The sequence below is a fragment of the Fibrivirga algicola genome, from assembly GCF_011742925.1.
Lineage (GTDB): Bacteria > Bacteroidota > Bacteroidia > Cytophagales > Spirosomataceae > Fibrella > Fibrella algicola.
Map to the genome: position 1 here is coordinate 1 of NZ_WAEL01000014.1, position 25,453 is coordinate 25,453.

Sequence of the window (25,453 nt, forward strand, 5' to 3'; positions counted from 1 at the left end):
TGGGGCAACGGCTAACAACGACGCCAGCATCGCTCTGACAGGTCTGTCGAACACGGTACGGGTAAGCATCTCAGCGGCCGACGGCACTACCCTGCCTGACTTCGCCAGTGCGGTAGCCGTAACGGGCAACGCCTACACGTTTACGAACCTGCCGAACCCAACGCAACGGGTAACGTACCTGGTTCGTCTCTACGGCGCCGATGGTATCTGCACAAGCACCCTTACGGTAGCCCTTGACCCGGCCGCCTGTGTGTGTCCAGTGCCAGCCTGCGTACCGATTATGATTCGGAAGGTCAACTAATTCTGACCTGATTGTACCGGTAGTTTATAAAAACGCCTCCTGCTTCACGGCAGGAGGCGTTTTTACGTTTACTGACCCGGCATAAACGCTCAACTTTTACCAGGAATTGTTTGTTAGCCATACAGACACATTGGGGCTAAAAGCGTACCTTTGCCCCTTCATTTTAGCTGACACATATAAGATAATATGCTATCCATCAGTAACTTACAGGCCTCCATTGGCGATAAGCAGATCCTGAAAGGCATTAACCTGGAAATTAAGCCAGGTGAAGTGCACGCCATCATGGGACCGAACGGTTCGGGTAAAAGTACATTGGCCTCTGTTTTGGCTGGCCGGGAAGACTACGATGTCACCGGTGGCCATGTTGACTTCGACGGTAAAGATTTGTTGGATATGTCGGCCGAAGTTCGCGCCGCCGAAGGCATTTTCCTTGCCTTCCAGTACCCTATCGAGATTCCGGGTGTAAGCACCACCAACTTCCTGAAAACAGCCCTGAACGAGATTCGGAAATACCGCGGTCAGGACCCCCTGGATGCCGTACAGTTCCTGAAGCTGATGAAGGAACGCATGAAATTCGTCAACATCGACCAGTCATTACTGAGCCGGTCGCTGAACGAAGGATTTTCGGGTGGCGAAAAAAAGCGAAATGAAATCTTCCAGATGGCCATGCTCGAACCGAAACTGGCTATTCTTGATGAAACCGATTCTGGCCTCGACATCGACGCGCTGCGTATCGTTGCTGAAGGCGTGAACAAGCTGCGCTCACCAGAACGGTCAGCCATTGTGGTTACCCACTACCAGCGTCTGCTCGATTACATCGTTCCCGATTACGTACACGTACTTTACAAAGGCCGGATCGTGAAATCAGGTACGAAAGAACTGGCCTACGAACTCGAAGAAAAAGGCTACGACTGGATCAAAGCCGAAGTGGAAGCCGCGTAAACTTTAGTCGGTAACAGTCGTACGTCCGGAGCTGAGAAAGTCGTTTATAAGCACTTTTCAGCGGTTCAGACTCCGGGCTACTTAGTTCTACTGACTATCAAGACTTCACTCCTATGAATTCCAATCAAGAATATACGTCTTTCAAAGACCAGCTGATCGCGGCTTTCCGCGAGGGCGAGGAACGCATGAACGGCGAAAGTAAATCAGCCTTTCATCAGGTACGTCGGTCAGCCCTGCAGTCGTTCGAGACGCTGGGCTTTCCCACCATCCGGCACGAAGAGTGGAAATACTCGAACGTGAAATCGATGATCGGTGAGCAGTACTCGTTCGACGATGGCTCTTCGCTTACCGCCGAGGATATGGCTCCGTTGCAGATTCCAAACCTGGAAGGCAACATCCTCTTTTTCGTGAATGGGCATTACCGCGCCGACCTCTCGCAGATCGTTAGTCCGGCTACCCATCTGCAAATCAAAAGCTTTGCCGAAGCGCAGCAAACCGATGCTGAAACGATTGGGCTGCACTTTAGCCGCTACGCCGATTTTCAGGATAGCGCCTTTACGGCCCTGAATACAGCCTTTGCTCAGGATGGGGTGTTCATTCGCATTCCCGACAACAAAGTAGTTGACCAGCCCGTTATTCTGCGATTCATCACTGACGCCCGTTACCACAACGTGGCCGTTCAGCCCCGCAACCTGATTGTGGTGGGCCGTAACGCCGAAGTAAAAGTGGCGGAATCGTATCGGACACTGGGCGACAACGCCGGCTTTACCAACGTAGTGACCGAAGTAGTAGTAGCGGCGGAGGCGCGCGTTGAGCACTACCGGATTCAGAATGATTCGGAGCGGGCGTATCACATTGGACGTACCCAGGTTAACCAGGCCGACAATAGTCATTATTACAACGCCACGATCACGTTGAACGGTGGCTTTGTGCGTAATGACCTGAATATCGTGCTCAATGGTCAGCACTGCGAGTCGTTTATGTACGGTCTGTACATGCCTAATGGCAAACAGCATGTCGACAACCACACGCTCGTTGACCACGCGATGCCCAATTGCTACAGCAATGAACTGTACAAAGGCATTCTGGACGATAAAGGCACGGGTGTTTTCAACGGTAAGATCTACGTTCGCCCCGACGCCCAGAAAACCAACGCCTACCAGTCGTGCAAGAACGTGGTGCTGTCGCCCGATGCCAGCATGAACACGAAGCCGCAGTTGGAAATCTACGCCGACGATGTAAAATGCTCGCACGGAACAACAACCGGCAAAATGAACGAAGAAGCATTGTTTTACCTTCAATCACGCGGTATTCCGAAAGATGCGGCCCGTACGCTGCTGCTCTACGCCTTCGCTGAAGAGGTAGTAAGCAACATCAAAATCCAGCCTATCCGTGAGTACCTCGAAGGTATCATCCGCGAAAAACTGGCGTTGTAGGTACGTCTACAGTCAATAAAAAAAGGGGACGCTACATAGTTGTAGCGTCCCCTTTTTTTATTGACTGTATCGTGATTATGCGTAACAGAAACGCGACTCTAAACTTTGTTTAGTGAGCTTTAAAATTCCATTTAGAATTATCGCTAGTCATATCAAACGTCGACAGTGTCGGTGTGCTATCTCCGGAAGATACCAATACTAGGTCCTCTTTTGAATTCGGCACGACCTTAGGCATTATTCGATATGTCCCATCAACCAGTTGCTCAATTCGCCATAGCTGTTCCGGAGCCCCGGTGAATGTGGGAACCGAAATCACTTCGGCATCAGCTGTTGCTGCCAACGCGCGCTCTGTTCCTGCAATCAGTATTTTGTAATAAGGAGCACCCAAGTAACCGCCCGCACCGGGAACAACCGTAATCGTCCATTTCTGATGAGGGCGAAACATGTAATCCCCTATTCGCACACCAATAGTTCCGGTCGGCCATGTTTTAATAACGTCCGATAATCCCTGCGAGGGTACAGGTTTCACCGGTTCGTCATTGTTCCGGTTGGCTCCTCGCGGGGCTACGGGCATTCTTGTAAAGTCGACTGCCAATTCCAGAGCATATCCTCTTCGTTCAGACTCAATCTCGTACGTCCCTTCGTTAAAATTATCGCCGGCAACAGGCCACCCATTTTTCCAGAGTAATGGACGAATCCCTAATACACTACGTCCGCTCTGGTCTAAATCTGCTTCATAATGGCAGGACATTTTTTCAACGCCATCGCCGATAACGATACGGCCAAAATGTCCGGGTCCGTTAACTCGTCCACCAGCGGCAAGCACCATTTTACCGCCCCCTTTTAGCATGTCTCTGCCTACATTATCAAGGTATGGACCGGTTACTTTTCTGGAGCGGCCAACCACGATGTTATAGGTTGAGTTTGCTCCATCGCAGCAGGTGCCGTGTGTACCGAGCAGGTAATACCAACCATCTTTATACATCAGGTCGGTGGCTTCACAGTCAATGGCAATATTAATTGCCTTGTTCCCTTCCACTCGCTTTCCTGTTTTGGGATCAAGTTCAACAAGGCGAATGAACCCAAAATAGGTACCGTATGATACCCACAAACGACCATCGGTTGGATCAAGAAGCAATCCAGGATCGATGGCATCATTATCTTCAACACCGTCGGACGAGGCAACTACGATCGCTTCCGAATACTTAAAGTCGGGAGACTTTGGGTCAAGTGTTTTGTTCCACATGGTGAGTATTCGTCCATTATGGCCACCGCCCAAACCACCACCCGTTGCGCCATAGACAACCAGGTACCGATCGCCAATTTTTAGTACATCCGGGGCAGCACCTCCACCCGGCCGTTCTGCACCACCGTTCCAAGTCCAGCCATCTTCAGATATTAAGCCGCCTCTCCCTGTACCGAATGTGTAATACTTCCCTTCACATTCTTGAATTGTCGACGGATCATGGATAAATGGCTTCCCAATTTGTGCCTGCACGGTCCCGGTTGACCACACGGATAACAGGGCTATTGCGCCCAGTAGTGTACTCCTTACTTTCATGATACTGCCAATTTCTGTAGAATTGAACGTTTAAAACGGGATGACTAACTGATTTCACTCGTAACTAATAGTGAGGTTTTTCACCGGCGCCCCTTTTTCGTCCAGGAAGCGAACACAGAAATCACTCATTCCAGGGCCATTAATAATGGCTCCCCGGACTATATTCTTCCCCTTTTTAAGTGTTAGGCGATTTGAGACACCATCATCCATTACCATGCGTCTATCGCCAGAAAGCAGCAGAGCTTCTTTACCATCCAGCCACCACATTGATGCGGCGTTTGACCCAACAGCCATCCGTACGTTTTTCAACTCCTGCGGACTGTTGATTACCGTTACCGCCCAAAACAGAACGCCGTACGTTGGTTTGTTCAACCCGTATGCAAAGCGAAATAATTTGACATTGAAGTTTTTGCTTTCCAGTGCATGCCACGTCAACTCCTGCTCGCCTGCTTTTACTTTTTCACCCCCTTTAGGAAGAACGGTAAATTGGTTAGGGAAATACTCGGTTGCAAAGGCTGTTCTGAGATAGCTATCTGTAAAAACAGTGTTGCTGCGGTTTGGCTTGTTAATTGGCTCTAACAAGAGCCAGCGTTGAATAAAACCGTCGGCATCCGGTGTTTTTTTTGATGCCGTAGCCGGCGTGAAGTAAAGGGCAATACTGCGTGTAGTGTCGCTTTTGGCGGTACCTTTCATTGGTCCCTTTGATGTAGAGGAACAACTTTGTAACCCTAGACCTGCCAAAATTCCAAAGCCCGCCGCCAACACCAGTGTTTTACGGTTCATAGTCATAGTTAATTCTTACAATGTTTATACTTGTTATAATCAGGAACGGCGCTTCATCTAGGTACAAAAAGTACAGTATTGAAAAAAGGAAGCGTGTTACAGAAGGCGTTTAATCATTCCTGCCAAAGCAAAAACAGTCTTCTCCGCAAGTGGGAATGGGTACGTATATTGTCAAGGTCGGTTTTCGAACCCTTCACTTTTAGCATATAACCATTGAAAACCAACGCATTGCATAAAAGTCGCCGCTTTCAATGTGGCTATGCCAGTTTACCCAATCACAAACAACAAAGTATAATCATATAGTTAAATATCTATACTTTCCATCCCTCTTTATGAAGATTTTTAACTAGTTAAGTAAATCTCTCTATTTAGCTAAATTGATAGCAATGAATACGCTTCGGGGCCAAGCCAACATAAGAACGCATTATCCTTTTGGGGTAGAAAAAAAAACAAGTGTATTTTTAATTAATTAGTTGTCCGGGCTCTGCTTACCAGGTACGCGGTATTTATTCTGAATGAATTAGTCAGTATTCTTGTCTGATAGCCTGAATAGATAAATTCGCGCTTCTGAAATGCCTAACATAAACGAACCAGCAAGTATAGGTGCTGGTTCGCTGATTTTTTAATTAGCCAACGAAACTAGCTGTCCAACGTTGGGTTATGTAACAATCTTTTCAGACTAAATTTTTTAGATATACAGCAGCATTGATTTTATCACTACTCGTATAAGAGCCTATACTTACGGAGCTCTAAAATTCCATTTAGAATTATCGCTATTAAAATCAAACTCCGCTAATGTCGGTGTGCTATCTCCAGAAGATACCAGCGCTAGTTTCTTCCTTGAATTAGGAGTTTCCTTAGGCATGATTCGATAGGTACCATCAGTCAATTGATCGATTCGCCATAGCTGTTCAGGCGCACCGGTAAACGCGGGTACGGTAAGTACGGTTGCATCGGCAGTGGCCGCTAATGCCCGGTCTGTACCTGCCAGTACAATTTTATAATAAGGTCCGCCTAAATACCCGGTCGTGTCAGGGGCATCGACAATCGTCCATTTCTGATGGGGACGAGACATGTAGTCGCCTAGGCGCAAACTAATTGTTCCAGTGGGCCAATTTTTCATAACATCGGCTAACTGCTGAGTCGGAACGGGCTTAATTGGGTTATTGCTAGGCTGTCCAGATCCCCGTGGACCAACGGGCATTCTGGTAAAATCAACGGCCAATTCTAACCCATATCCTCTTCGTACTGATTCAATTTCATAGTTGCCCTCTTTAAATTTTTCTCCAGCAATGGGCCATCCATCTTTCCAGACTACCGGTAGTATGCCTAACACGCTCCGACCACCCTGCTCTAAATCGGCTTCGTAGTGGATAGACATTTTTTCAACGCCTTTCTCAAGAACGATATGTCCGAAATGCCCGGGGCCAATCAATCCTCCGCGGGTGGCAGCTACCATTTTACCACCCCCTTCCAACATGCTTCTTCCTACATTATCGAGGTAAGGGCCCGTTACTTTTTTGGAACGGCCTACTACAACATTGTAGGTAGAGTTGGCCCCATCGCAACAACTGCCATGTGTGGCAAGCAGGTAGTACCAACCATCACGAAATACGAGGGTGCTGGCTTCACACACAATAGCCACATCGACAGGTTTGTTCCCTGCCTTGAGCTTCCCTGTTTTGGGGTCTAACTCGATCAGACGTATAAAGCCAAAATAGGTGCCGTAGGTTAGCCAAAGACGACCGGTAGTAGGATCCAACATCACACCTGGGTCAATGGCATCATTCTCTTCATAGCCATCCGACGTAGCCACGACAACGGGTTCAGAATACTTAAAATCAGGTGATTTAGGGTCCAACGTCTTGTTCCACATGGTCAGAATGGCTCCTTTGTGGTTGGGCGACCCACCGGTTGCTCCATATATGACCAAATAACGATCACCGATTTTAATGACATCAGGGGCCGCGCCGCCACCCGGCCTCACTCCACCTCCATTCCATGTCCAGCCATCGCCGGAAATTAATCCGCCACCACCTGTGCCAAACGTGTAAAACTTCCCTTCACATTCTTGAATTGTCGACGGATCATGGATAAATGGTCTTCCGACCTGCGCCCATACAGTTTGTGTTGTCAGTAAAGCGAGTAAGCTTATTAAGCCAGGTACGTTCATTCCTTTCATGTAAACTATCGTTGAACAGACGGCTATTTCTTCCAGGGCCTTCACCCAAAAGCAATTTTGACCTAGCTACTTTTTGTAGAAGAGTGCCTACTTGTAGCTAATACCGAGATTTTTCACGGGCGATCCCTTCTCGTCTAAAAATCGAATGCAGAAATTAGCCATACCCGGTCCGTTTATGACTGCCCCCCGGATGATGTTCCGCCCCTTTTTGAGGGTTAAACGGTCTGAGGTAACATTATCGGCAATCATATCCCGGTCACCGGAAAGCAGCATTGCTTCCTGCCCGTTCAGCCACCACATACTCCCGGAATTACACCCGGCGGCCATCCTGACATTCTGGATTTCTTCGGGGCAATCGATAACCGTGACAAGCCAGACAAGTATTCCGTATCTGGGTTTGTTAATGGCATAAGTAAAATGGTATAGATTAACGTTGAACACTTTGCTGTCCAATGCATACCACTTCAGTTCCTGATTTCCCACCTTTACCGAGTCGCCATTTCGTGGGACTGCGTTGTAATCGTCCGAAAAATTATCGGCCGCGAACGTTGTTCGGAGGTAGTTGTCGGTGAAAATATTATTTCTGACAATATCTTTCTTCACCGGTTCCAGCACCAGCCAACGCTGAATAAAGCCCTTAGTATCCGGTGCTTTTTTGGTGATAGAAGCGGGCAAGAAGTGTTTGGATAAGCTATGGGTCGTATCGCTTTTCAACGGTATAGGAGGTAGCGGTAGTCTTTGTCCCGGGCCCTGTGCAAAAGCGGCAAAGGCACCTAGTTGTAATGCAGATAAAACAACAAAAGGTATAGCCAACAGCAAGGTTTCGCGCTTTCTGTTCATAGCAGATTTCTCTGGTAAGGGTCGGTGTTTTTACAGTAAGCTTCATTTAAGTAAACCTACTCCTACTCAAAGAAACGACTAAAACGAGGGCTGAATGGGTCTCGAGATTCGTCTGAAATTAAACTAGCCTGAATTCGTCTGTAAAAACAGTCACACTAGTTTCCAACTAGGACGTTCAGTGATCCCCCATCGGGTAGAAGATAGTGGTTAAAAAGCTAGGATATCCCGCTTCTGTCTTTTCATTGAGATAGTATCACTCCTTACATATCGTTCATTGGTATGCTAACGAAAGAAGAGATCGAGTTTCTAGATACCTATGGGTATCTGGATTTAGGCCGGTTATTGACGACTGATCAGGTGAACCGGATCAATGATCGTCTTGCCGAACTGATACAAAGCGAAGGAGCGAACGCGGGCTATGAATTGGCTGAATCGAAGTACATACGTCATCCAAAAGAAGAGGGCGCTGATCGGTTGGCAGACCTTGTCAATAAAGGAGAGGTCTTTGATGTCTTTTATACGCATCCACGCGTGCTGGCTGGAATTGAAGCCGTTTTAGGGCAGCATTACAAATTATCGTCGTTGAATTATCGGGCTGCCAAACCAAACAAGGGCCTTCAGCAACTTCATGTAGACTGGAAAAATACGGTCGCTCACGGATCGTATAAGGTCTGTAACAGCATCTGGCTTTTAGACGATTTTACGGAACACAATGGCGCTACGCGAATAGTCCCCAAAACGCACAAACTGTCTGTTTTGCCCAGTGAAGCTATGGCAGACACTTCTGACAAACATCCAGACGAGATTTACATCATCGCGCCTGCCGGGTCTGTCTTTATTTTCAACTCGCATGTATGGCATGGTGGCACAACCAATAAGACAGACCACGACCGGCGGAGCATCCATAGCTATTTCAGTACCAGAGACCAGCCGCAACAAATTGACCAAAAAAAGTATATAACACAGGAAACCCTACAGCGAATCGGCGAGAAAGGCCGGCAGATTTTAGATGTCTGATCCCTTCTGATGAACGCCTACCGTATAGTGATGCCTGAATCATAGAAGAGGCGAGACAGGCATTTCTTAAGACACGGGATGTAGTTCCAGGACCTTACAAACGCTTATGAACTGACAGTCAACGGCCAGATTCATATAGGTTGAGTCAACTTTTTCGGGCGGTTCCGGTGTTCTATACGTATGCAAGCCATTACGCAGACACCGCTCGATATTCAGAAGATCCGGGCCGATTTCCCGGTACTTGACCAACTTGTCAACGGCCGGCCGCTCGTTTATTTCGACAACGCCGCCACTACGCAGAAGCCCCGTACCGTGCTCGACGCGCTCACCTATTACTACGAGCACGACAATGCCAATATTCACCGGGGTATCCACGCGCTGGCCGAACGGGCAACCGCCAATTTTGAAGCTACCCGCCGGGCTGTTCAGTCGTTTATGAATGCCCGGGAGGCTGAAGAGATCATCTTCACCTACGGCACTACCGATGGTATTAACCTGGTGGCGAAAACCTATGGACAAACGTACCTGGGACCGGGCGATGAGGTCATTATCTCGACCCTCGAGCACCACTCCAATATTGTACCCTGGCAGATGCTCTGCGAGGCACGTGGCTGTACGCTAAAGGTGATCCCGATCAATGACGCGGGTGAACTGCTGATGGACGAGTATGAGAAACTGCTCACCGAACGCACCAAGCTGGTGTCTGTCGTGCACGTGTCGAATGCCCTGGGGACCATTAACCCGGTTAAAACGATCATCGACAAAGCGCACGCGGTAGGCGCGGTGGTACTGATCGACGGCGCGCAGGCTAGTTCTCATATCGACATCGACGTGCAGGCGCTTGACTGTGATTTCTACGTGTTCTCGGCCCATAAGCTGTTTGGGCCGACCGGTATGGGCGTGCTCTATGGCAAACGGGCGATCCTCGAAGCGATGCCGCCCTTCCGGGGTGGCGGCGAGATGATCAAGGAAGTTACCTTCGAGAAGACGACCTACAATGACATTCCCTATAAGTTTGAGGCAGGTACGCCCAACATCGCCGATGTGATCGCCGTGAAGAACGCCATCGATTACGTCGATTCGCTGGGAAAAGATAACATTGCCGCCTACGAACACGAATTGCTGGCCTACGCAACCAACGCCCTCCAAAGCATTGACGGGCTGCGCATTATTGGCACCGCCAAAGAAAAAATCAGCGTAATCTCGTTTGTGCTGGATGGCATTCACCACGAAGATACCGGCGTCATTCTCGACCAGCAGGGTATCGCCGTTCGGACGGGCCATCACTGTACCCAGCCTCTGATGCGCCGCCTCGGCATTGCCGGAACCACGCGGGCTTCGTTTTCGGTTTACAACACAACCGACGAAATCGATCGGCTTGTGAAAGGGCTACACCGTGTAAAAACCATGATGGCCTAGGCGTAAACAGCGTATGACAATAAACGAGAAGCAAGACGAGATCATCGAGGAGTTTGACCTCTTCGACGATCAGCTAGATAAAACGCAATACATTATTGACCTCGGCAAAAAACTGCCGCCACTCCCCGACTCGCTGCACGTACCCGAGAATTTAATTCCGGGCTGTCAGTCGAAGGTGTGGCTAAACAGCGAACTAAACGGCGAGCTGGTGCATTTTGAAGCAGATGCTGAACCAACCGCTCAGATTAGCCGGGGTTTGGTTAGCCTGCTCATCCGGGTGCTCTCTGACGAAAAGCCGGACGATGTAGCCAGTGCCAATCTGTACTTCATTGACCGTATCGGCCTCAGTAATCTGGTTACGTCTCGGCGCGCCGGCGGTATGGCATCAATGATCCAACGCATGAAATCGTTTGCCCTGGCAAACGCCTGATACGCCTTATGAATGCGACGATTATGTCAGAAACTGAATTGAAAGAGCAGGTTGTACTGGCTCTTAAAAGTGTATATGACCCCGAAATTCCGGTAGATGTATACGAGCTTGGCCTCATCTATGAGATCAAGATCTTTCCGGTCAACAACGTGTATATTCTCATGACGCTGACCTCCCCCTCGTGCCCGTCGGCCGGGGAGATCCCCAGCGAAATTGAGCAGAAAGTCCGTGACGTACCGGGCGTGAACGATGTAAGCGTCGAATTGACGTTCGACCCGCCCTACAGTTCCGAAATGATGTCGGAAGTGGCTAAATTAGAACTTGGGTTTATGTAATCTTTTGAGGCTGGACGGCCGTTTTTAAGGGGTAGTACTAAGCCTGGAAGGTCGCGTTTCGTGACAGCGCCAGGTAGGTCTATTACACAAAACTGGCTTTCAAGACTCGGCTTTATTTTCAAAAACGATTTTCAAGACGAATAATCAGTATGTATCCTCCTCATTTAGTTGCCCCTATGCGGGAAGACCTGACCAGCGTTGGTTTTCAGGAATTGACAACTGCCGCCGACGTTGACGCTGCCATGGCCAATGCCGAAGGTACCGCGCTGGTGGTTGTAAACTCAGTATGCGGCTGTGCCGCTGGTGCTGCCCGTCCGGGTGTGAAAGCAGCCTTGTCGCTGGCTGGCGTAAAGCCCGATCACCTGTATACAGTATTTGCTGGTGCTGACATCGACGCTACAGCGAAGATGCGCGAGTACCTGTTGCCTTATCCGCCCTCGTCACCAGCCATCGGTATCTTCAAAGATGGTGATCTGGTACACTTCATCGAGCGCCACCATATCGAAGGCCGTTCGGCTCAGATGATCGCGCAGCACCTGGAAATGGCGCTGGAAGAGTTCTGCGAGAAAGCGTAGAGAACTAGTTTGACGTTTGTCGTTTGAGGTTGCGCCGCTAATTCACCATATGGTAGGCTAGCAGCGCAACCTCAACCTGTTATTGCCCCACCCGCTCCAGCAGCTCCTTTGTTTTGCGGATACCGGCGTATTCGTCGAGTTTGCTGCCCTCGTATTCAATGCCGATGATGCCTTTGAACTTGCTATCCTTTACGATCTTCATGATCTGGGTATAGTCAGTTTCGACGCAATTTCCTTTTTCATCAAAATCGTAGGTTTTTGCCGATAGCCCTTTGGCATACGGGATCAGCTCCTGCGTGCCTTTGTAGCGATCATACGAATCGTCGCAACCGGTAGCGCTGCGCTTCATGCAGAAGTTACCGAAGTCGGGTAACGTACCCACGTTCTTCATCCCCACCTGCTTAATTACACCAGCCAGCCAGGCACCGTTGGATGTGATACCGCCGTGGTTCTCAACGATCACGTTGATACCCGACGCCTTACCCACTTCACCTAGTTTACTAAGTCCTTCTACGGCTGCTTTGGCTACCTCTTCAGGTGAACCACTACCCTGCGCATTGACCCGAATAGTTTTACACCCGAGGTACTTGGCGCACTCAATCCATTTTTTATGGTTCTCAACCGTCTGGTTACGCTTCGTGGCGTCCAGATCAGCCAGCGGGCCCTCTCCATCAATCATGATCAGGTGATTGGTCACGCCGTTGTCTTTGCAGCGCATCAGCAGCTCATCCAGATAAGCCTTGTCCCGCGCTTTATCTTTAAAAAACTGGTTTACGTATTCGACGATATTGATGCCAAATTCTTTTTTGGCAATACCCGGAAAATCGAGGTTGGTAATCTGCTTACTAAAGAGGGCTTTATGAAGTGACCACTCGGCAAGTGAAATTGAAAACGGTAACTTGGCAGCACCAGCTTCGGCCCAGGCGGGTAAGGCAGTAGCTGCAGCGAGGGCTCCGGCAGATCTAAGAAAGGACCGGCGATCTAGATTCGTCATGGCGACTAGTTGGTTCGTGTTATTTTCTACGACTATAAGTTAATACAGGCCAGAATCTACGGCATAAAAAAAGACGGGATGTAAGGCAACCCGTCTTTCCAGTTCAGAATACAACCTGAATATCATTCTGTTGGTGAACCAACCCTTGGCATCAGCGAAATGATACATCCGAAAGGTACAATTTTTTCGGCGAATATGTCAAGAAGAAAAGAAGAAGCTATACTATAAACTTATACAGAGGCGCTGCGTGGCCGTGCGGGGTCAATCCTTTCTTCAATAAAAAAGCTCCGTGCAATTTTATGGAATCGCTGTATACCAGCTTGTTTCAACGGTAGCCTACCGGCACGAAATGCTTCTGGTTGATCGGCAGATTTTCAGCTGTCCAAACCACATCGCGTACAAATTCATGAGCGCGAACAGGGCAGTTGGCCACTTTGCAATAGTGGCAGCACTCCTGAAGGCAGGGGTCCGCGTGCACAAAAATTTCTACTTCGCTCGAGAAACCCTGCTGTAGCGTTTCTTCAAACCGGCGGACTTCATCGTGCGTATTGAGCAGATCCCAGTAATACGGTAAGGTAAGGTGGCAATCGATGTGCAGGTCCGCTCCGTATTTCTGTACCCGCAGGTTATGCACGTCAATCCAGTTCCGTTGCCTGTTGTCGGCCAAAATGGTGACGACCCGATCAATGGTTGCCAGGTCCGTTTCGTCGAGCAGCCGCCCGATCGATTCCCGAACCAGGGACCAGCCATTGTAAATAATGAACAACGATAAACCGAGCGCCAGTACTCGATCGAGCCAAAGCCAGCCTGTCAGCCACACCAGCCCCACGCCTACCATTACCACAACGCTACTTACGCTATCGACCAGCAGGTGCTTCCCATCGGCAACCAGCGCAATAGAGTCTGCTTTCTGGCCCTGTTGAGTCAAGGTGTACCCCAGTAAGGCATTGGCCGCCGTCGTAAACCCGATCAGGCCAAGTCCCCAGCCAAGATCGGTGAGCGTAGTCGGCTCGAAAAAGCTGACAATCGCCTCATAGATTATAACTAACCCAGCCGATAAAATCAACGCACCTTCGAACCCTGAAGACAGGTACTCGACTTTACCGTGCCCATAGGGGTGGTTCTGGTCACGGGGCTGCCCGGCCAGGTACAAACTATACAGGGCAAACGCGCTTGCTATTACGTTCACAATCGACTCCAGCGCATCGGTCAGAATAGCGGTCGAGTTTGTGAGAAAAAATGCCGTAAATTTTAGTACCAGCAATCCGATACCAACCACCAGCGACACAGCCATCCAGCGTGTTTTGGGGTGTTGTAATAGCTTCATAGAGTGTACAAAGATACGGCGAACGGGATAAACCGTCGTATTTTCGCCTTATGGATACAACGAAAAACCCCTGGAAAACGCTTGATTCAACAGTTAAGTACGAAAATAACTGGCTGGCAATCAGGCACGAAAATGTAATTACACCAGCCGGCACTCCCGGTATCTACGGTGTAGTAAGCTTTAAAAACAAAGCGGTGGGGGTAATACCTATAGACACAGAAGGATATACGTACCTGGTTGGGCAATACCGCTATGCGCTAAACGAATACACCTGGGAAATACCCGAAGGGGGGTCGCCCATCGGCACCGACTTACTGGCGTCGGCCCAACGCGAGCTGCAGGAAGAGACCGGATTTGTTGCCGGCCGATGGACGAAACTCGCCCGGATTCACACCTCCAACTCGGCTACTGACGAAGAAGGCTTTATCTACGTTGCCGAAGACCTGACGCCTGGCCCGCACGCCCCCGAAGAGACCGAAGATCTACAGTTGCTGAAAGTACCCCTTAGCGAGGCCGTAGCCATGGTAATGGATGGCCGAATTACCGACTCGATCAGCATGGCTGCCTTACTGATGGTGGCCCGGCAACGTGGTATATAAATGCGCTACCTTAAAACTTTTAGTGCCCGTTGGGAGTAGCAGTATACAGTGCGCTTTCAACTAACTATTGAACGACTGCCTGTTGCTTTGTGCAGCACGGTCAACAACGTATGTTTTTACCTATCCTTTTCGGTTTTCTGACGGGCGTGGCGCTGTGCCTGACCTTCGGAACCGTCTTTTTCGCCCTCATACAGAATAGCGTCGACAACGGCTACAAAGCTGGACTTACCATTACCCTTGGCGTGGTGCTGGGCGATATAATCTACGTCACGTTTGCCTTACTGGGTACGTCGATCATTCCCCATTCCAACGCGCTGGAGCCCGTTCTGGCGGCTATTGGCGTGCTATTTCTGGTGGCATTGGGCTTGTTCAACATCATAAAAGGAACGCCCCGCATCGCGTATCCCAAGACAAAATTTGGCAACTACGCCTATTATTTTACCACAGGTTTTTTGCTGAACGCGCTTAACCCAATCAACTTCGTATCGTGGGTAACCATTGCCGCGTACCTGCGCCATTCGCTGCGCTACGATACTACGCAGCAGGTAGTTTTTATGGGATTTGCGCTACTTGGCGTGGCCGTAGCCGAATCGTCGCTGGCCATTTTCGCGCACAAACTAAAGCGGTTTTTTACCCCCAACGTGGCTCTGGCCTTCAATCGCATTACAGGCGTTGTTTTCATTGTTGTAGCTGCCCGCTTAGCCTGGACCAAGCTTTACGATCCGTTAATGGCTTTACTCGATCGATGGTAAGCTAAAAAATTTGGGGTTTGCTGGTTGCCGGTTCCTGTTGCGTTGCCACTCCATGGAAATGGAATGATAGCAGCGTTACAGCAACCGACAATCAGCAAACCCCAAACGTAATTTACCTCCCTCCCTCGGCCGGTTCATTGACCCGGCTGCCGGTTTTTTCTTCGTTAATTTCGGGATTATTCCGCTCGCCCTGGGCAGAATCTGCCGACGACTGGGTTTCGCTGTCCGGAGCTGTGGTGTCGTCCTGGCGGCGATCCGTCTGGCCTGGTTTTTCTGCGTCTTCTGGCATCTTGTTGGTTGGTTAATTAAAGGTCGTCATCGTCGTCAAAATCGTCGCCCTGGAGATCAGCGTCGGGGTCAATCTCCAGCGGTTCTTCGACGTCTTCATCATCGGCGAGGCTGAGGTCGTCTTCCGTTGTGTCTCCGTAGCCGCTGGTCGAGCCAGAGCCTTCGTCGTCATAGTCAGCGTCGTCGTCTGGGGTCATCATCAGCACGTCGTCTTGCTCATCGTCGAGCAGGGTATCGTTATAAGCCATTGTTGTGTGTTGAATAGGTTTCCGAACCAGATAACAGATTACCTCCTGATTAGTTGGTTAAGCTAGTATGAATTGAGCCAGTGGGCTCTAAAAATGATGAAAAACTACGCACTTAACCGCTACAGTGACCAGCCAATCCTGACCACCCGGGATGTTACTCCCTACGGCCCCGGCTTTAATGTACTTGGCGCATTCAACCCCGCCGCCTGCCGCTTCGGCGACGAGATTCTGCTCTTATTGCGGGTAGCTGAAGCACCTGCCTCTGAACCCGGCTGGCTGAGCGTCCCCATCGTAGAAACAATCGACGGCGAGTCAGTTTTAACGGTCAGGCGTTTCCCGGAACCAGCCGCCCCCTACGACCCACGGGTATTGACCCTGGACGGGCAAACGTACCTGACCTCACTGAGTCACCTGCGACTGGCCCGCAGCCGCGACGGCATTCATTTCACTATTGATGAGCAGCCTTTCCTTTTCCCCGCCCGGCCCGACGAAGCATTTGGCATTGAAGACGCCCGAATTACCCGCATCGACGATACCTATTGGATCACCTATACAGCAGTATCGGCCAATGGACCAGGTGTTGGTCTGGCTAAAACCACCGACTTTATACACGTTGACCGGGTAGGCATGGTATTGCCGCCCCCTAACAAAGACGCCTGCCTTTTTCCGGAACGGGTAAACGGCAAACTGCTCATGCTGCACCGTCCGATGGTTTCTGAGATCGGGAAGCCCTCTGTCTGGATCAGTGAATCGCCAGACGGTGTGCACTGGGGCAACCACAGGTACGTGTTTGGTGCATCAGGGTCGGCCTGGGAGTACGCTAAAATTGGAGCTGGTCCCGAGCCGGTACGTACCCGAGATGGCTGGCTGCTGCTCTATCACGGTGCCAGTGAAACACACGCCTACGGGCTGGCGCTGGCCCTGCTCGATACCGATGACCCCGGTTTACTGCTTGCCCGGTCGGAGACACCGCTCCTCACGCCAGACCTGCCGTGGGAACAGGTCGGCTTTTTCCCCAATGTGGTATTTAGCAACGGCTGGGTGACTAATCGACTACCAAACGGAGCAACTGAATGGTGGGTTTATTACGGCGCGGCCGATTCGGGCGTGGGGCTGGCTATTTTGACGGAATTACAGTAAAAAGCCCCTATTACGTTTCCGAAACAGGGGCTCACCAAAGGTAATCAAAAGGGGTAGTTTACTCCGCAACGGCGGCCGTCAGCAACGGTTCGATGATAGTGGTGAGCCGGTCGCGGACAAAACTCTCCTGCAGGTACGTGGGCAGCTTGGCTACCAACTGCCGGTACCGTTCGATACCCAGCGCCTTGGCTACATACGCCTCGTGGAGCGAGTTCACGTGCGCCACAATGCTAACCAGACTCTGGTGAAACAGCCGCACGTCTACTTCGGAATCAACAAAGCGCTCAATCTCCCGGTTGGTCGACGAAATACGCAGCCGACTTAGCATATCGAAGTAGGTAGTGTACCCGATTTGGCGGGCCAGTTGCTTGTACTGCTCGGGGCCAAACTTTTGCAGAATCTCGCCCGTACGCGACGACCGAAGGGCCGTTTTGGGGTTATTCTGCACGGCATTACGCAGTGCCTTGATCCGCTGATCGCGCGTGGTTTTCAGAAACTGCGCCACTTCGACCTGAGCCGACGTATGCCGAGAGGGCAGGGTCAGGTCAGACCGGCCGGCCTCGGCCATCCGTTTGGCCATGGGCAGGCGCTGGATGCGGTAATTGTTGATGGGGCCAAGCGCATAATACCCAACCGAAGCCGGATAATGCCCTTTCACCACCATGTTGCCGATCCGCTTCCGAATCAGCTCTTCATTGCTCACATTGATACCCTGCACGGCCAGAAACGCGCGGGCACTAAATAACACGCTGTAATAAGCCTGCGGGAACGTCCAGTGCAACGAACTTTGCAGGTATTGCTCCGAGTCGGCAGACCGATCGTTGATAACAGGCGTAATGCGGAGCGCATACTCGGCACTCCAGCTATTGAGTAATAACTTCTCCAACGCCGACTGCCGATCAGCCGCGCCCAAGCCTCCGAACTGCCGGAAGATCGGAAATTTGGCCACATCGAACAGGTCATTCTGATGCTGGATGTGGTAATCCATGGCGAAGAAGTGGTTCAAAAACACCTGCGCCGGAATCGATTTACGCCAGTTTTCGTCCACCGGCTGAGCAGGTTGCACGGGCATCTGCGTAGGCATGGAAGCCATCGACACATTGGTTGTTTCTCTCATACACTACTAACGCACAAGGCTACGCGCGCGTTCACTTTTCACCATTTTAGACCCCCACATAAACCATTGACATACAAGGTATTATACATAAATTTTCGGCATTTTTTGTAACCTTTTTTGACGCTATTACACAGGCTTTTTTTGGCGTTTATCGACGGGCTGGATGTACTTTTGACGGTTATTTCCCGTTGCTTACATAGTATGACCATATTCAGTAACGTGTGCCTCGCATTGGGGCTTGTTTGCAGTACGCTCCCTGGATTTTGCCAGAATGACAGAGCATCGCTCGAGGGCCTGATCCTCGACGCAGCTACCCGCCAGCCTATTAGCAGTGCCACTGTAATGGGCGTGGGCACAAATGGAAAAACGCTTCAATCTAAGTTCACCGAGAAAGACGGTAGTTTTCGGCTCGAACTGAGTACCAAAGAAGCATTCACGGTAGTCGTGCGGGCGCAGAGCTACATTCCTCACAGCGAATCGATGAACTTCTCAGACGGGCGGGTTAATCGCCGTACGGGAAAAATTATTTTGCTGCGGAAAGCGATAATGCCCACCGCGCCGGTAGCGACCACGTCGACAGGCACCAAACTGGCGATCGACCAGAAAGCAACCCCGGTAACGGCCGCGGCAAAGCCACTAACGGTTACCGACGAGACAGTTGAACTGCGGGCCATTCAGTTTACCCAAAGCACGGCCGACATGGTACCGGAAGCCAGAGTTGACCTCGACCGCGTACTTACCTTCCTGAACGAGAATCCAGCGATTAGTATCGAATTGGCCGGTCATACCGATAACCAGGGCGATTTTGACCAAAACGTTGCCCTGTCGCGTCAACGAGCCGAAACGGTTAAGGCATTTCTGGTTGGTAAAGGCGTAGCGCCCACTCGCATTTTCACAAAGGGGTACGGTGGAACCCGCCCGGTGGCCACCAATAACTACGAGAAAAGCCGCCAGCTCAATCGGCGTGTCGAAATGCGGGTCATCAAAGAATAGCTACAAATCCGGCAATTCAACTCATCGCTCTGCGTTTGTAGCTATGCCTCGACCTGAAACGCTACCGGGCAATCAGGAAGCGTTTCGACGTGGCATAGTTGCCCGCCTTGATTTTGGCGATGTACATACCCGGTTGCCAGGTACCTACGTAGACCTGATACTGCTGCCGGGCTTCACTACCCGCCAGTTGCTGACGGCTCCGCAGCCGGCCTGCCAGATCGAACACTTCGATTGTTACGACCTCGCTGGTGGGCATCTGGTACAGGTACGTCAGGTAGTCGTCGGCCGGGTTTGGCGCCAGTTCCAGATGCGCCGCCTTTGTTGATTCATCCAGGTCGGGGCACCAGCTAATCGGATCGGGCTCCGACGAAGGCACGCCAAAGTCGAGGCCAGCCGTGTTCTGCGGGCCCGCCGACGTACCCCGCCAGATCGTAGCAGTATTGCCATCAAAAGCAGCGGTGTAGCTTGTATCCTCTGTACTGGCCCCACTGCCAATGGGCGTTCCGCGCAGTTTCCGGTTTCCTGCATAAAACTCAAGCTCAGCCAGTTCACCAAAACAGTTTTTGGCAGCAACGTACCTGACATATCGCCACGGCTGATCGGCATTGACAACAAAGTCATTCCAACCCTTGCCCGGCTGCCTTGTAATGGCCAGTGTGGTCCAGATAACGCCATCCTGCGAACCCTGCACCACGCCATTCCGACAACGGTCGCTACAGGTCTGGCAGGAATCGACGCCAAAATGTACCCGTATTTTAGAGACCGTAGGCACCGGCGCGGTCTGATTGCAATTGAGGCCGGGAATCTGTGCGCAGTATATATCGGCGATGGCTTTCATGCCCGCATCACCCGGGTAGCGTTTCACCAGGCTGTCGGCCTTCGGCCAGTCGGTTTGGGCCGTTAAGCCCACGTCGTTGCGAATGCAGTTGAGATTAGCAAACTGCCAGCCCGCTTCATTGGCCACCTGCCGCAGCACCAGATTTGACTTGCTTTGACCGGGTAAAAAGGAATTGCGTAAGACAACCATACCTGTGGTCACGCCCGTCGACACGACCAGTTTCAGAAGTTCGTCCCGAAATACGTCGGCGTTGAAGTTAGTCTGATCGATGTTCTCCGCTAGAGAAATCAGCACCAGATCGGGCTTGTTACCACCCCACAGCGCCGCGACCTTGCTGGCTACCGCTGTTTGGTACGGAAACGTCTTGCTGGTGTAGGTCTGCTCCCAGTCATCGAGCCGGAGCCGCTGCACCGACACTTCGGCATTTTGCTCGCGCAGCTTTTCGGTCAGCAGGCTCACATAGTCTTTATCCCGACTGGTCGCGGCCATGCCCCAGGGGCCACCTGTCCAGCCAATGGTGGCGTCGGGAGCCTTTTCAGTTAGGGCATTACCAATCACAAGCACCCGGTTGTAACGCGGTGCCTCAATGGTTGGGGCCATAAGCAAATCATCCTGCTGCAACAGATTGACCGGCTGGCCGCCGCTCAGGTCATACACCGCCCGCCAGTCTTTATACGCCTGACAATCGCGCACGTAGAAATTCCTGATTGTCGCACACCCATCACCGTACAGGATTCCCGACGTGGTAAAGGTTACGCTTTGCTTCGGCAAACGGGCTACGGGCTCCGTGTTGGCAATGTAACGGGCCGCAATTTCCCGGATCACGTCGCGGTCTATCGAATACGTAAAGTCGAAATTAAAGGCCGTAATAATCTGGGTGCCGTGCTCGTAGCATTCGACAAACTGGCGAATCATCTCTTCGCGTGGCACCGGATTCGATAGCCGACCCAGGTTACCACCTACTTCATTTACAATCAGTTTTCCCGGCGAATTGGATCGGATCAGGTCGGTTGAAAAGCGATAGTCGGATGAGTGATCGTCATTTATTTTTATGCCGTCGAGACTTTCGCCGGTGTCTTTAAAGCTGTAGCTTCCGCGCTGAACCGATTGTTTATCGTATACCGAACCGTATTCCTGAATGACCTTAAACCGGTTGTCTACAGCTTTCAGCGCCGCTGCTACCTCCAGCATAAACGTTTTCATCACGCTATGCCGGTAGCGGTACCAGTCGCGTCCGGCTTCACCTTCAAATGCGCCCTTGAACTCCCCGTTGGGTGCTTTAGGCCGAATCTGGTCGAAGCTGTCCGACGGCTGTCCGTCTCCTTTCCAGGCGGCTTTCAACCGGCTGATCGACCCACGGTATTTCGACCTCAGCCACACTCTATAGCCTTGCACCATTGGCTCCGAATAGTCGTATAGCCGCTCAAAATCACCCTGCAAGCCTTTTGTCGTGCTGGATGGATACCCGAATTCGCCCTGCCCGGTGGTACCCACGCAGATAAACAGGAGTTCGTTGGTATTCAGTAAATAGCTATAGCGCTGGGCTACCCGTGCGGCAAACGTGGTGCCTTTCTCGACGGTAGCGGGGGCGGCAAAACTAGTAAATACCCGAAACGTACCCTGGTTGAGGTACAGGCCATCGAACTGCTGATAGACGCGCAGGTTCTGGCCGAATATGTTGAACCCCTGCATGCGGTCGGCCGCGTTCCAGCCATTGTATCCGTCTTCAAAGTTATTGTTGGGGTCCGAGGGGGTGTCGAGACGCTGATTGTCGATCCAGAGCCGGATGGCGATTTTCATGCCGTTTCGGCGGGCAGCGGCCACCTGATCGTCGTACTGCTGCCAGGGGTTGGGGTCGTCTTTGCGCCAGTTGTTGATCGTGCTCCAGAGCATGGTGATCAACACACTGTTGCCCCCATTTGCTTTCAGTTGATTGATTGTCTCAATGCCGTTATCGCCGTTACCAATGTTGTTATTGCCAAGCGACAGCATTAGATATCGCTGATTGTTCTGCGCTGATAATAAACCACTTAGAGAGCAGAACAGGAATATCAAAAAAAGCCGATAGAATCGAATCATACAGGAACAAGTTGTACTAAACGTCAATAGTCGATAAAGCTCAGGTACGTGACGGCACGTGCTGGTATGGCCGTAACGAATGGAACAGCGCTATCATATACAGAAGTTAGTCTGTGGCCACCGCTGTTTTTCGACCGAGCCCTAACCCGCCCACAACCAGCACAGTACCCGCTACGGTGTATAGCGTAATGGGTTCGCCCAGAAGAACTGACGAGTACGCAAACCCAAAAATAGGGCACAGAAACAGCCACAACGACGCTTTGACGGCATCGGCCCGAACCAGCCGGAACCACAGTTGCAACGCTAGAACCGATACCGGCCCAATCAGCCAGCCCACCGACGCCCAGAACCGCCCATCGAACGAAGTCGCGCTGATATCGGTCGTGAGGAGGGTGACGGGAAGAATCAACAGGCCACCGATCAGCACCTGCCAGCCATTGATCACCAGGTTGGGCAACCGCCAGTTGTAGCGGGCGTAGTAGACCGTTGCCGCCGAGATCGACAGCATGCTGCCCAGCAGGATCAACAGCCCTTCGACGGTGGCATAGGCCTGCCCTAGTAGCGGATAAGCCGCCACACACACGCCCAACAGCCCAAGCAACAGGCCCGCCCCTTCCTGCCAGCGTAGCGGACGCCGGAGGAAAGCCGCCGACATCAGCGTGATAAACAACGGATTGGTGGCCGTTGAGAGACTACCAATACCTGCCGACACCTGCTTGAGTGCCAGCACAAACAGCCCCAGATAAATGGTTGTGTTCAGAGCTGCGAAGATGGTGAGGCGCTTCCATTCCACCCCTGTTGGCAGGGGGTTGCCTTTCTGGAACACATACGCAACCAGTAGCATGCCGGTCCCCGCAATCAGGAACCGGACTGTGGCCAGCACCAGCGGCGCCGCCGACTGCACCCCAAACTTGGTAGCCACCGACGCCGACGCCCAAAACATGGCAAAGAGAATTCCGGGAATGACCAGGTTAGAGCGGGTAGATGCTGTATTCACAAATGCAGTTAAAAAATAACAAGATGACCCTTACAATGGCTGCCTGGCTAATCGAAGGGCAAAACCAGCCAGGCACCCACAGCAAGCTCTACGAGTACGACAGCGTTAAAAACCGATCTTTCCTTTACGGCCTCCGCCTTTGCTGTGTTCCTGTGCCCAGTCGCGCATCTCGGCTAGCTCTTTCTCGAAACCACCCGACAGGATCGGGAAGCGCATCCAGGTACGTGGGTCAAGGCTGTGATCGTCGAGGTGGAAACTGGGGGCGTACCGTTCACGCTTCCACTGGTTGCGGCTCCAGAGTTTAAAGAATCGCTCCACCCACATCAGCAGGTTTTCGCGGCTATGCTGACCGGCAAACTTCACTTCAACGATCTTGAATACATCGACCGGTGCCTGCTTGTCCCGAATACCAGCATCCTCAATAGCGTTCAGCACATCGTAGGGCATCAAATCTGTTTCGTCAGTCTGGTTGCGATCGAGCGGACGCAGTTCGGCGGTGGGTTGCAGGTTATTCACCCGATTCAGGCCCGCTAACTTAATGCGCTCATCGGGGCTCGGCGTATTCACCACATTGAGTCCTTCGGTTTCGAGCCAGCGCAGCCAGCCCCGCAAAAAATGCTTATCGATGCCGGTGATCGGCGAGATACTCCCTGCCGTGTCGCCATCCATCGTGGCGTAGCCAACGGCGGCTTCTGACCGGTTAGAGGTGCTAAGCAGCAATGCATTTTTCAGGTTGGCCAGCATCCAGACACCTGGGGCACGTACCCGCGCCTGAATATTTTGCAGGGCCAGATCGTCGGTACTCCACGACAATTTGCGGCCAATCTGCCCCTCAATCAAGCCTGTGTATGTATCAACCAGCCCGTCAATGTTGATGTTCATGAAGGTAGCGCCCAGGCTCTCGGCCAGCTCTTTCGCCGAGTTGAACGTATCGTCCGACGAGTTGCTGGTGCCCTGATAGATCGTTGTCAGCAGCTTACCTACCATCGCCTCGGCGCTGACGCAATCTTGGACGGCATTCAGGTGGTGCAGCTTTTTCTTCACGCCATCAAGACCAATATTTTCGACGGCCATCCGCACCATCAGGTATACCGTGGCTGCAATCGCCGACGAATCGGCTCCACCCGACAGGCTGAGGACGTACCCCTGCGAGCGGCTTTTGCGCAGGTAGTCGAACAGGCCGAGTGCTACGGCGCGAGCAAACTCTTCTTCTTTGATACTGCCGAACCGTTCCCATGGTTCCAGTTCAGCCTTGTGAAATATAGGCGTTACGTCTGGCCAGTTGAACCGATCAGTTACCCGCAGGTTTGGCAGGGCATACGCCAGGTTTCCCCGGTTCTGCGTCTGATTCAGGCGGGTCATGTGTACATCGACCACAGCCGGTACAATGTGCATGTCTTCATAGCTCAGGCGGGGGCCCGACACCAGCAGTTCACCGTTGGAGGCCACCATGGCATCGCCGTCGTAGATAGCCCGGCCCGCTTCGTTACCCAACAGGTTGGTATACACGTAGCTAACCCCAAACGACCGCGACGCATCGACAACGAGCCGCTCACGGGTAACCGATTTACCAAACGCAAAATGGCTGGCCGACGGATTCAGAATTACGTCGACGCCCCGCTCGTACAGTGCCCGCCCCGGCCGACCGGCGATCCAGGCATCTTCGCAGATTTCGAAGCCGATCCGAATACCCGACAGGTCGAATATCAGATCGCCGAAGGGATAATTGAATTCGCCGATATGGGTCTCGTCACGTACCCCCACCGTCCAGGGCTGGAACCAGCGCGGCTCGTAGTGAATGCCATTACCGGGTAAGTACTGCTTGGCTACGAAGCCCAGAATACGCTTGTTCACGATAAAGCAAGCCACATTGAACGTGCGATTGTTGTGGCGCATGGGCAACCCCACAGACACCGCAATGTCGGCTGTATGCCCAACAATATCGAGCAATGAAGCAATCGACTGATCAATGGTGTTCTGCGCGTAGAACATGTCTTCGCAGTTGTAGCCACAAATACAGAGTTCAGGCAAACACAGCAGACTAACACCCTGCTGGCGAGCCGCCTCAATGGCATTGATGATATTTTGCTGGTTATGGTCCCAATCCAGCGGGGTCTGGTTCAGCACCCCAGCGGCAACTTTCAGTAGTTTCAAGGTCGAATGAGCGAATTGTATACTTGGCTAACAAAGATGCGGCAGGAAAGGGTTTGGCCGCTTATCAACACGCTATTATTGACCGCTAAATCCATCAACGTTGAAA

24 protein-coding genes are annotated in these 25,453 nt (G+C 51.6%); 12 read left to right on the forward strand and 12 right to left on the reverse strand.

Annotated elements, in window-relative coordinates; genetic code table 11:
- The 3 genes from F7231_RS26225 to sufD all read left to right on the forward strand — a co-directional run.
- Positions 1-301, forward strand: a 301-nt coding sequence (locus tag F7231_RS26225; protein ID WP_166694212.1) for a hypothetical protein, incomplete at its 5' end; no start/stop codon positions are given.
- A 186-nt stretch (positions 302-487) separates the two neighbouring features.
- Complete coding sequence (sufC, locus tag F7231_RS26230; protein ID WP_085413094.1) at positions 488-1,243, forward strand: Fe-S cluster assembly ATPase SufC; 756 nt, start codon at positions 488-490, stop codon at positions 1,241-1,243.
- Positions 1,244-1,356: 113 nt separating this feature from the next.
- Positions 1,357-2,679 carry a Fe-S cluster assembly protein SufD gene (gene sufD, locus F7231_RS26235; protein ID WP_085413093.1) on the forward strand — a complete coding sequence of 441 codons (1,323 nt, stop codon included), beginning with the start codon at positions 1,357-1,359 and terminating at the stop codon, positions 2,677-2,679.
- A 109-nt stretch (positions 2,680-2,788) separates the two neighbouring features.
- Here sufD and F7231_RS26240 read toward each other — a convergent pair whose 3' ends face one another.
- From F7231_RS26240 to F7231_RS26255, 4 genes are all read right to left on the reverse strand, one after another.
- Entirely contained in the window at positions 2,789-4,240 is a 1,452-nt protein-coding gene (locus F7231_RS26240) for a family 43 glycosylhydrolase (RefSeq protein ID WP_166694213.1), read from the reverse strand.
- Positions 4,241-4,294: 54 nt separating this feature from the next.
- Positions 4,295-5,023, reverse strand: a complete 729-nt coding sequence (locus tag F7231_RS26245) for an acetylxylan esterase (RefSeq protein WP_166694214.1) — start codon at positions 5,021-5,023, stop codon at positions 4,295-4,297.
- Positions 5,024-5,762: 739 nt separating this feature from the next.
- On the reverse strand, positions 5,763-7,205 hold the full coding sequence (locus tag F7231_RS26250) for a family 43 glycosylhydrolase (protein WP_166694215.1): 1,443 nt from the start codon (positions 7,203-7,205) through the stop codon (positions 5,763-5,765).
- 87 nt (positions 7,206-7,292) lie between these two features.
- Positions 7,293-7,880 (reverse strand): acetylxylan esterase, encoded by a 588-nt coding sequence (locus F7231_RS26255; RefSeq protein WP_229370413.1) that lies wholly within the window; start codon positions 7,878-7,880, stop codon positions 7,293-7,295.
- A 444-nt stretch (positions 7,881-8,324) separates the two neighbouring features.
- Here F7231_RS26255 and F7231_RS26260 point away from each other — a divergent pair, with 444 nt between their 5' ends.
- From F7231_RS26260 to F7231_RS26280, 5 genes are all read left to right on the forward strand, one after another.
- Positions 8,325-9,062 carry a phytanoyl-CoA dioxygenase family protein gene (locus F7231_RS26260; RefSeq protein WP_166694217.1) on the forward strand — a complete coding sequence of 246 codons (738 nt, stop codon included), beginning with the start codon at positions 8,325-8,327 and terminating at the stop codon, positions 9,060-9,062.
- A 180-nt stretch (positions 9,063-9,242) separates the two neighbouring features.
- Positions 9,243-10,481 (forward strand): cysteine desulfurase, encoded by a 1,239-nt coding sequence (locus F7231_RS26265; RefSeq protein WP_166694218.1) that lies wholly within the window; start codon positions 9,243-9,245, stop codon positions 10,479-10,481.
- A gap of 13 nt (positions 10,482-10,494) precedes the next feature.
- Positions 10,495-10,911, forward strand: coding sequence for a SufE family protein (locus F7231_RS26270; RefSeq protein ID WP_085413087.1), 417 nt, complete (start codon positions 10,495-10,497; stop codon positions 10,909-10,911).
- A gap of 23 nt (positions 10,912-10,934) precedes the next feature.
- Complete coding sequence (locus F7231_RS26275; protein ID WP_085415149.1) at positions 10,935-11,246, forward strand: DUF59 domain-containing protein; 312 nt, start codon at positions 10,935-10,937, stop codon at positions 11,244-11,246.
- Between the two features lie 149 nt (positions 11,247-11,395).
- Positions 11,396-11,821 (forward strand): BrxA/BrxB family bacilliredoxin, encoded by a 426-nt coding sequence (locus tag F7231_RS26280; protein ID WP_085413086.1) that lies wholly within the window; start codon positions 11,396-11,398, stop codon positions 11,819-11,821.
- Between the two features lie 79 nt (positions 11,822-11,900).
- On the opposite strand, the gene F7231_RS26285 is transcribed toward F7231_RS26280, so the two are convergent.
- Entirely contained in the window at positions 11,901-12,815 is a 915-nt protein-coding gene (locus F7231_RS26285) for a sugar phosphate isomerase/epimerase family protein (RefSeq protein ID WP_166694219.1), read from the reverse strand.
- A 325-nt stretch (positions 12,816-13,140) separates the two neighbouring features.
- Positions 13,141-14,142 (reverse strand): cation diffusion facilitator family transporter, encoded by a 1,002-nt coding sequence (locus F7231_RS26290; RefSeq protein WP_085413084.1) that lies wholly within the window; start codon positions 14,140-14,142, stop codon positions 13,141-13,143.
- A gap of 50 nt (positions 14,143-14,192) precedes the next feature.
- Between F7231_RS26290 and F7231_RS26295 the strand changes: the two genes are divergently transcribed.
- Both F7231_RS26295 and F7231_RS26300 read left to right on the forward strand, forming a co-directional pair.
- Positions 14,193-14,741: an NUDIX domain-containing protein gene (locus F7231_RS26295; RefSeq protein WP_166694220.1), complete on the forward strand. Its 549-nt coding sequence runs from the start codon at positions 14,193-14,195 to the stop codon at positions 14,739-14,741.
- Between the two features lie 110 nt (positions 14,742-14,851).
- Complete coding sequence (locus F7231_RS26300) at positions 14,852-15,493, forward strand: LysE family translocator (RefSeq protein WP_085413082.1); 642 nt, start codon at positions 14,852-14,854, stop codon at positions 15,491-15,493.
- Positions 15,494-15,605: 112 nt separating this feature from the next.
- On the opposite strand, the gene F7231_RS26305 is transcribed toward F7231_RS26300, so the two are convergent.
- Together F7231_RS26305 and F7231_RS26310 are read right to left on the reverse strand one after the other, a co-directional pair.
- Entirely contained in the window at positions 15,606-15,782 is a 177-nt protein-coding gene (locus F7231_RS26305; protein ID WP_157510639.1) for a hypothetical protein, read from the reverse strand.
- A gap of 16 nt (positions 15,783-15,798) precedes the next feature.
- Entirely contained in the window at positions 15,799-16,029 is a 231-nt protein-coding gene (locus F7231_RS26310; protein WP_085413081.1) for a hypothetical protein, read from the reverse strand.
- Between the two features lie 93 nt (positions 16,030-16,122).
- On the opposite strand from F7231_RS26310, the gene F7231_RS26315 reads away from it, so the two are divergent.
- Positions 16,123-17,169 carry a glycoside hydrolase family 130 protein gene (locus tag F7231_RS26315; protein ID WP_445451890.1) on the forward strand — a complete coding sequence of 349 codons (1,047 nt, stop codon included), beginning with the start codon at positions 16,123-16,125 and terminating at the stop codon, positions 17,167-17,169.
- A gap of 58 nt (positions 17,170-17,227) precedes the next feature.
- Here F7231_RS26315 and F7231_RS26320 read toward each other — a convergent pair whose 3' ends face one another.
- Positions 17,228-18,286, reverse strand: coding sequence for a hypothetical protein (locus tag F7231_RS26320; RefSeq protein ID WP_208295703.1), 1,059 nt, complete (start codon positions 18,284-18,286; stop codon positions 17,228-17,230).
- Between the two features lie 201 nt (positions 18,287-18,487).
- On the opposite strand from F7231_RS26320, the gene F7231_RS26325 reads away from it, so the two are divergent.
- The gene (locus F7231_RS26325) at positions 18,488-19,279 is read left to right on the forward strand and encodes an OmpA family protein (RefSeq protein ID WP_085413079.1); all 792 of its coding nucleotides are present in this window, start codon (positions 18,488-18,490) and stop codon (positions 19,277-19,279) included.
- Positions 19,280-19,340: 61 nt separating this feature from the next.
- Here F7231_RS26325 and F7231_RS26330 read toward each other — a convergent pair whose 3' ends face one another.
- From F7231_RS26330 to nadE, 3 genes are all read right to left on the reverse strand, one after another.
- Positions 19,341-22,196, reverse strand: coding sequence for a T9SS type A sorting domain-containing protein (locus F7231_RS26330; protein ID WP_166694221.1), 2,856 nt, complete (start codon positions 22,194-22,196; stop codon positions 19,341-19,343).
- Between the two features lie 106 nt (positions 22,197-22,302).
- A complete protein-coding gene (locus F7231_RS26335; protein WP_310589399.1) occupies positions 22,303-23,193 on the reverse strand; it encodes a DMT family transporter in 891 nt (296 codons plus the stop codon).
- Positions 23,194-23,298: 105 nt separating this feature from the next.
- Complete coding sequence (nadE, locus tag F7231_RS26340; protein ID WP_085413077.1) at positions 23,299-25,347, reverse strand: NAD(+) synthase; 2,049 nt, start codon at positions 25,345-25,347, stop codon at positions 23,299-23,301.
- Positions 25,348-25,453 lie beyond the last annotated feature (106 nt).

What these genes read in the sequence shown, in the direction of transcription:
- F7231_RS26305 (WP_157510639.1), bottom strand. Translation starts at nt 15,782, where the DNA reads ATGCCAGAAGACGCAGAAAAACCAGGCCAGACGGATCGCCGCCAGGAC.
- F7231_RS26245 (WP_166694214.1), bottom strand. Translation starts at nt 5,023, where the DNA reads ATGAACCGTAAAACACTGGTGTTGGCGGCGGGCTTTGGAATTTTGGCA.
- F7231_RS26270 (WP_085413087.1), top strand. Translation starts at nt 10,495, where the DNA reads ATGACAATAAACGAGAAGCAAGACGAGATCATCGAGGAGTTTGACCTC.
- F7231_RS26330 (WP_166694221.1), bottom strand. Translation starts at nt 22,196, where the DNA reads ATGATTCGATTCTATCGGCTTTTTTTGATATTCCTGTTCTGCTCTCTA.
- F7231_RS26260 (WP_166694217.1), top strand. Translation starts at nt 8,325, where the DNA reads ATGCTAACGAAAGAAGAGATCGAGTTTCTAGATACCTATGGGTATCTG.
- sufC (WP_085413094.1), top strand. Translation starts at nt 488, where the DNA reads ATGCTATCCATCAGTAACTTACAGGCCTCCATTGGCGATAAGCAGATC.
- F7231_RS26315 (WP_445451890.1), top strand. Translation starts at nt 16,123, where the DNA reads ATGATGAAAAACTACGCACTTAACCGCTACAGTGACCAGCCAATCCTG.
- F7231_RS26320 (WP_208295703.1), bottom strand. Translation starts at nt 18,286, where the DNA reads ATGAGAGAAACAACCAATGTGTCGATGGCTTCCATGCCTACGCAGATG.
- sufD (WP_085413093.1), top strand. Translation starts at nt 1,357, where the DNA reads ATGAATTCCAATCAAGAATATACGTCTTTCAAAGACCAGCTGATCGCG.
- F7231_RS26300 (WP_085413082.1), top strand. Translation starts at nt 14,852, where the DNA reads ATGTTTTTACCTATCCTTTTCGGTTTTCTGACGGGCGTGGCGCTGTGC.
- F7231_RS26265 (WP_166694218.1), top strand. Translation starts at nt 9,243, where the DNA reads ATGCAAGCCATTACGCAGACACCGCTCGATATTCAGAAGATCCGGGCC.
- F7231_RS26280 (WP_085413086.1), top strand. Translation starts at nt 11,396, where the DNA reads ATGTATCCTCCTCATTTAGTTGCCCCTATGCGGGAAGACCTGACCAGC.
- F7231_RS26325 (WP_085413079.1), top strand. Translation starts at nt 18,488, where the DNA reads ATGACCATATTCAGTAACGTGTGCCTCGCATTGGGGCTTGTTTGCAGT.
- F7231_RS26250 (WP_166694215.1), bottom strand. Translation starts at nt 7,205, where the DNA reads ATGAAAGGAATGAACGTACCTGGCTTAATAAGCTTACTCGCTTTACTG.
- F7231_RS26240 (WP_166694213.1), bottom strand. Translation starts at nt 4,240, where the DNA reads ATGAAAGTAAGGAGTACACTACTGGGCGCAATAGCCCTGTTATCCGTG.
- F7231_RS26310 (WP_085413081.1), bottom strand. Translation starts at nt 16,029, where the DNA reads ATGGCTTATAACGATACCCTGCTCGACGATGAGCAAGACGACGTGCTG.
- F7231_RS26285 (WP_166694219.1), bottom strand. Translation starts at nt 12,815, where the DNA reads ATGACGAATCTAGATCGCCGGTCCTTTCTTAGATCTGCCGGAGCCCTC.
- F7231_RS26295 (WP_166694220.1), top strand. Translation starts at nt 14,193, where the DNA reads ATGGATACAACGAAAAACCCCTGGAAAACGCTTGATTCAACAGTTAAG.
- F7231_RS26290 (WP_085413084.1), bottom strand. Translation starts at nt 14,142, where the DNA reads ATGAAGCTATTACAACACCCCAAAACACGCTGGATGGCTGTGTCGCTG.
- F7231_RS26275 (WP_085415149.1), top strand. Translation starts at nt 10,935, where the DNA reads ATGTCAGAAACTGAATTGAAAGAGCAGGTTGTACTGGCTCTTAAAAGT.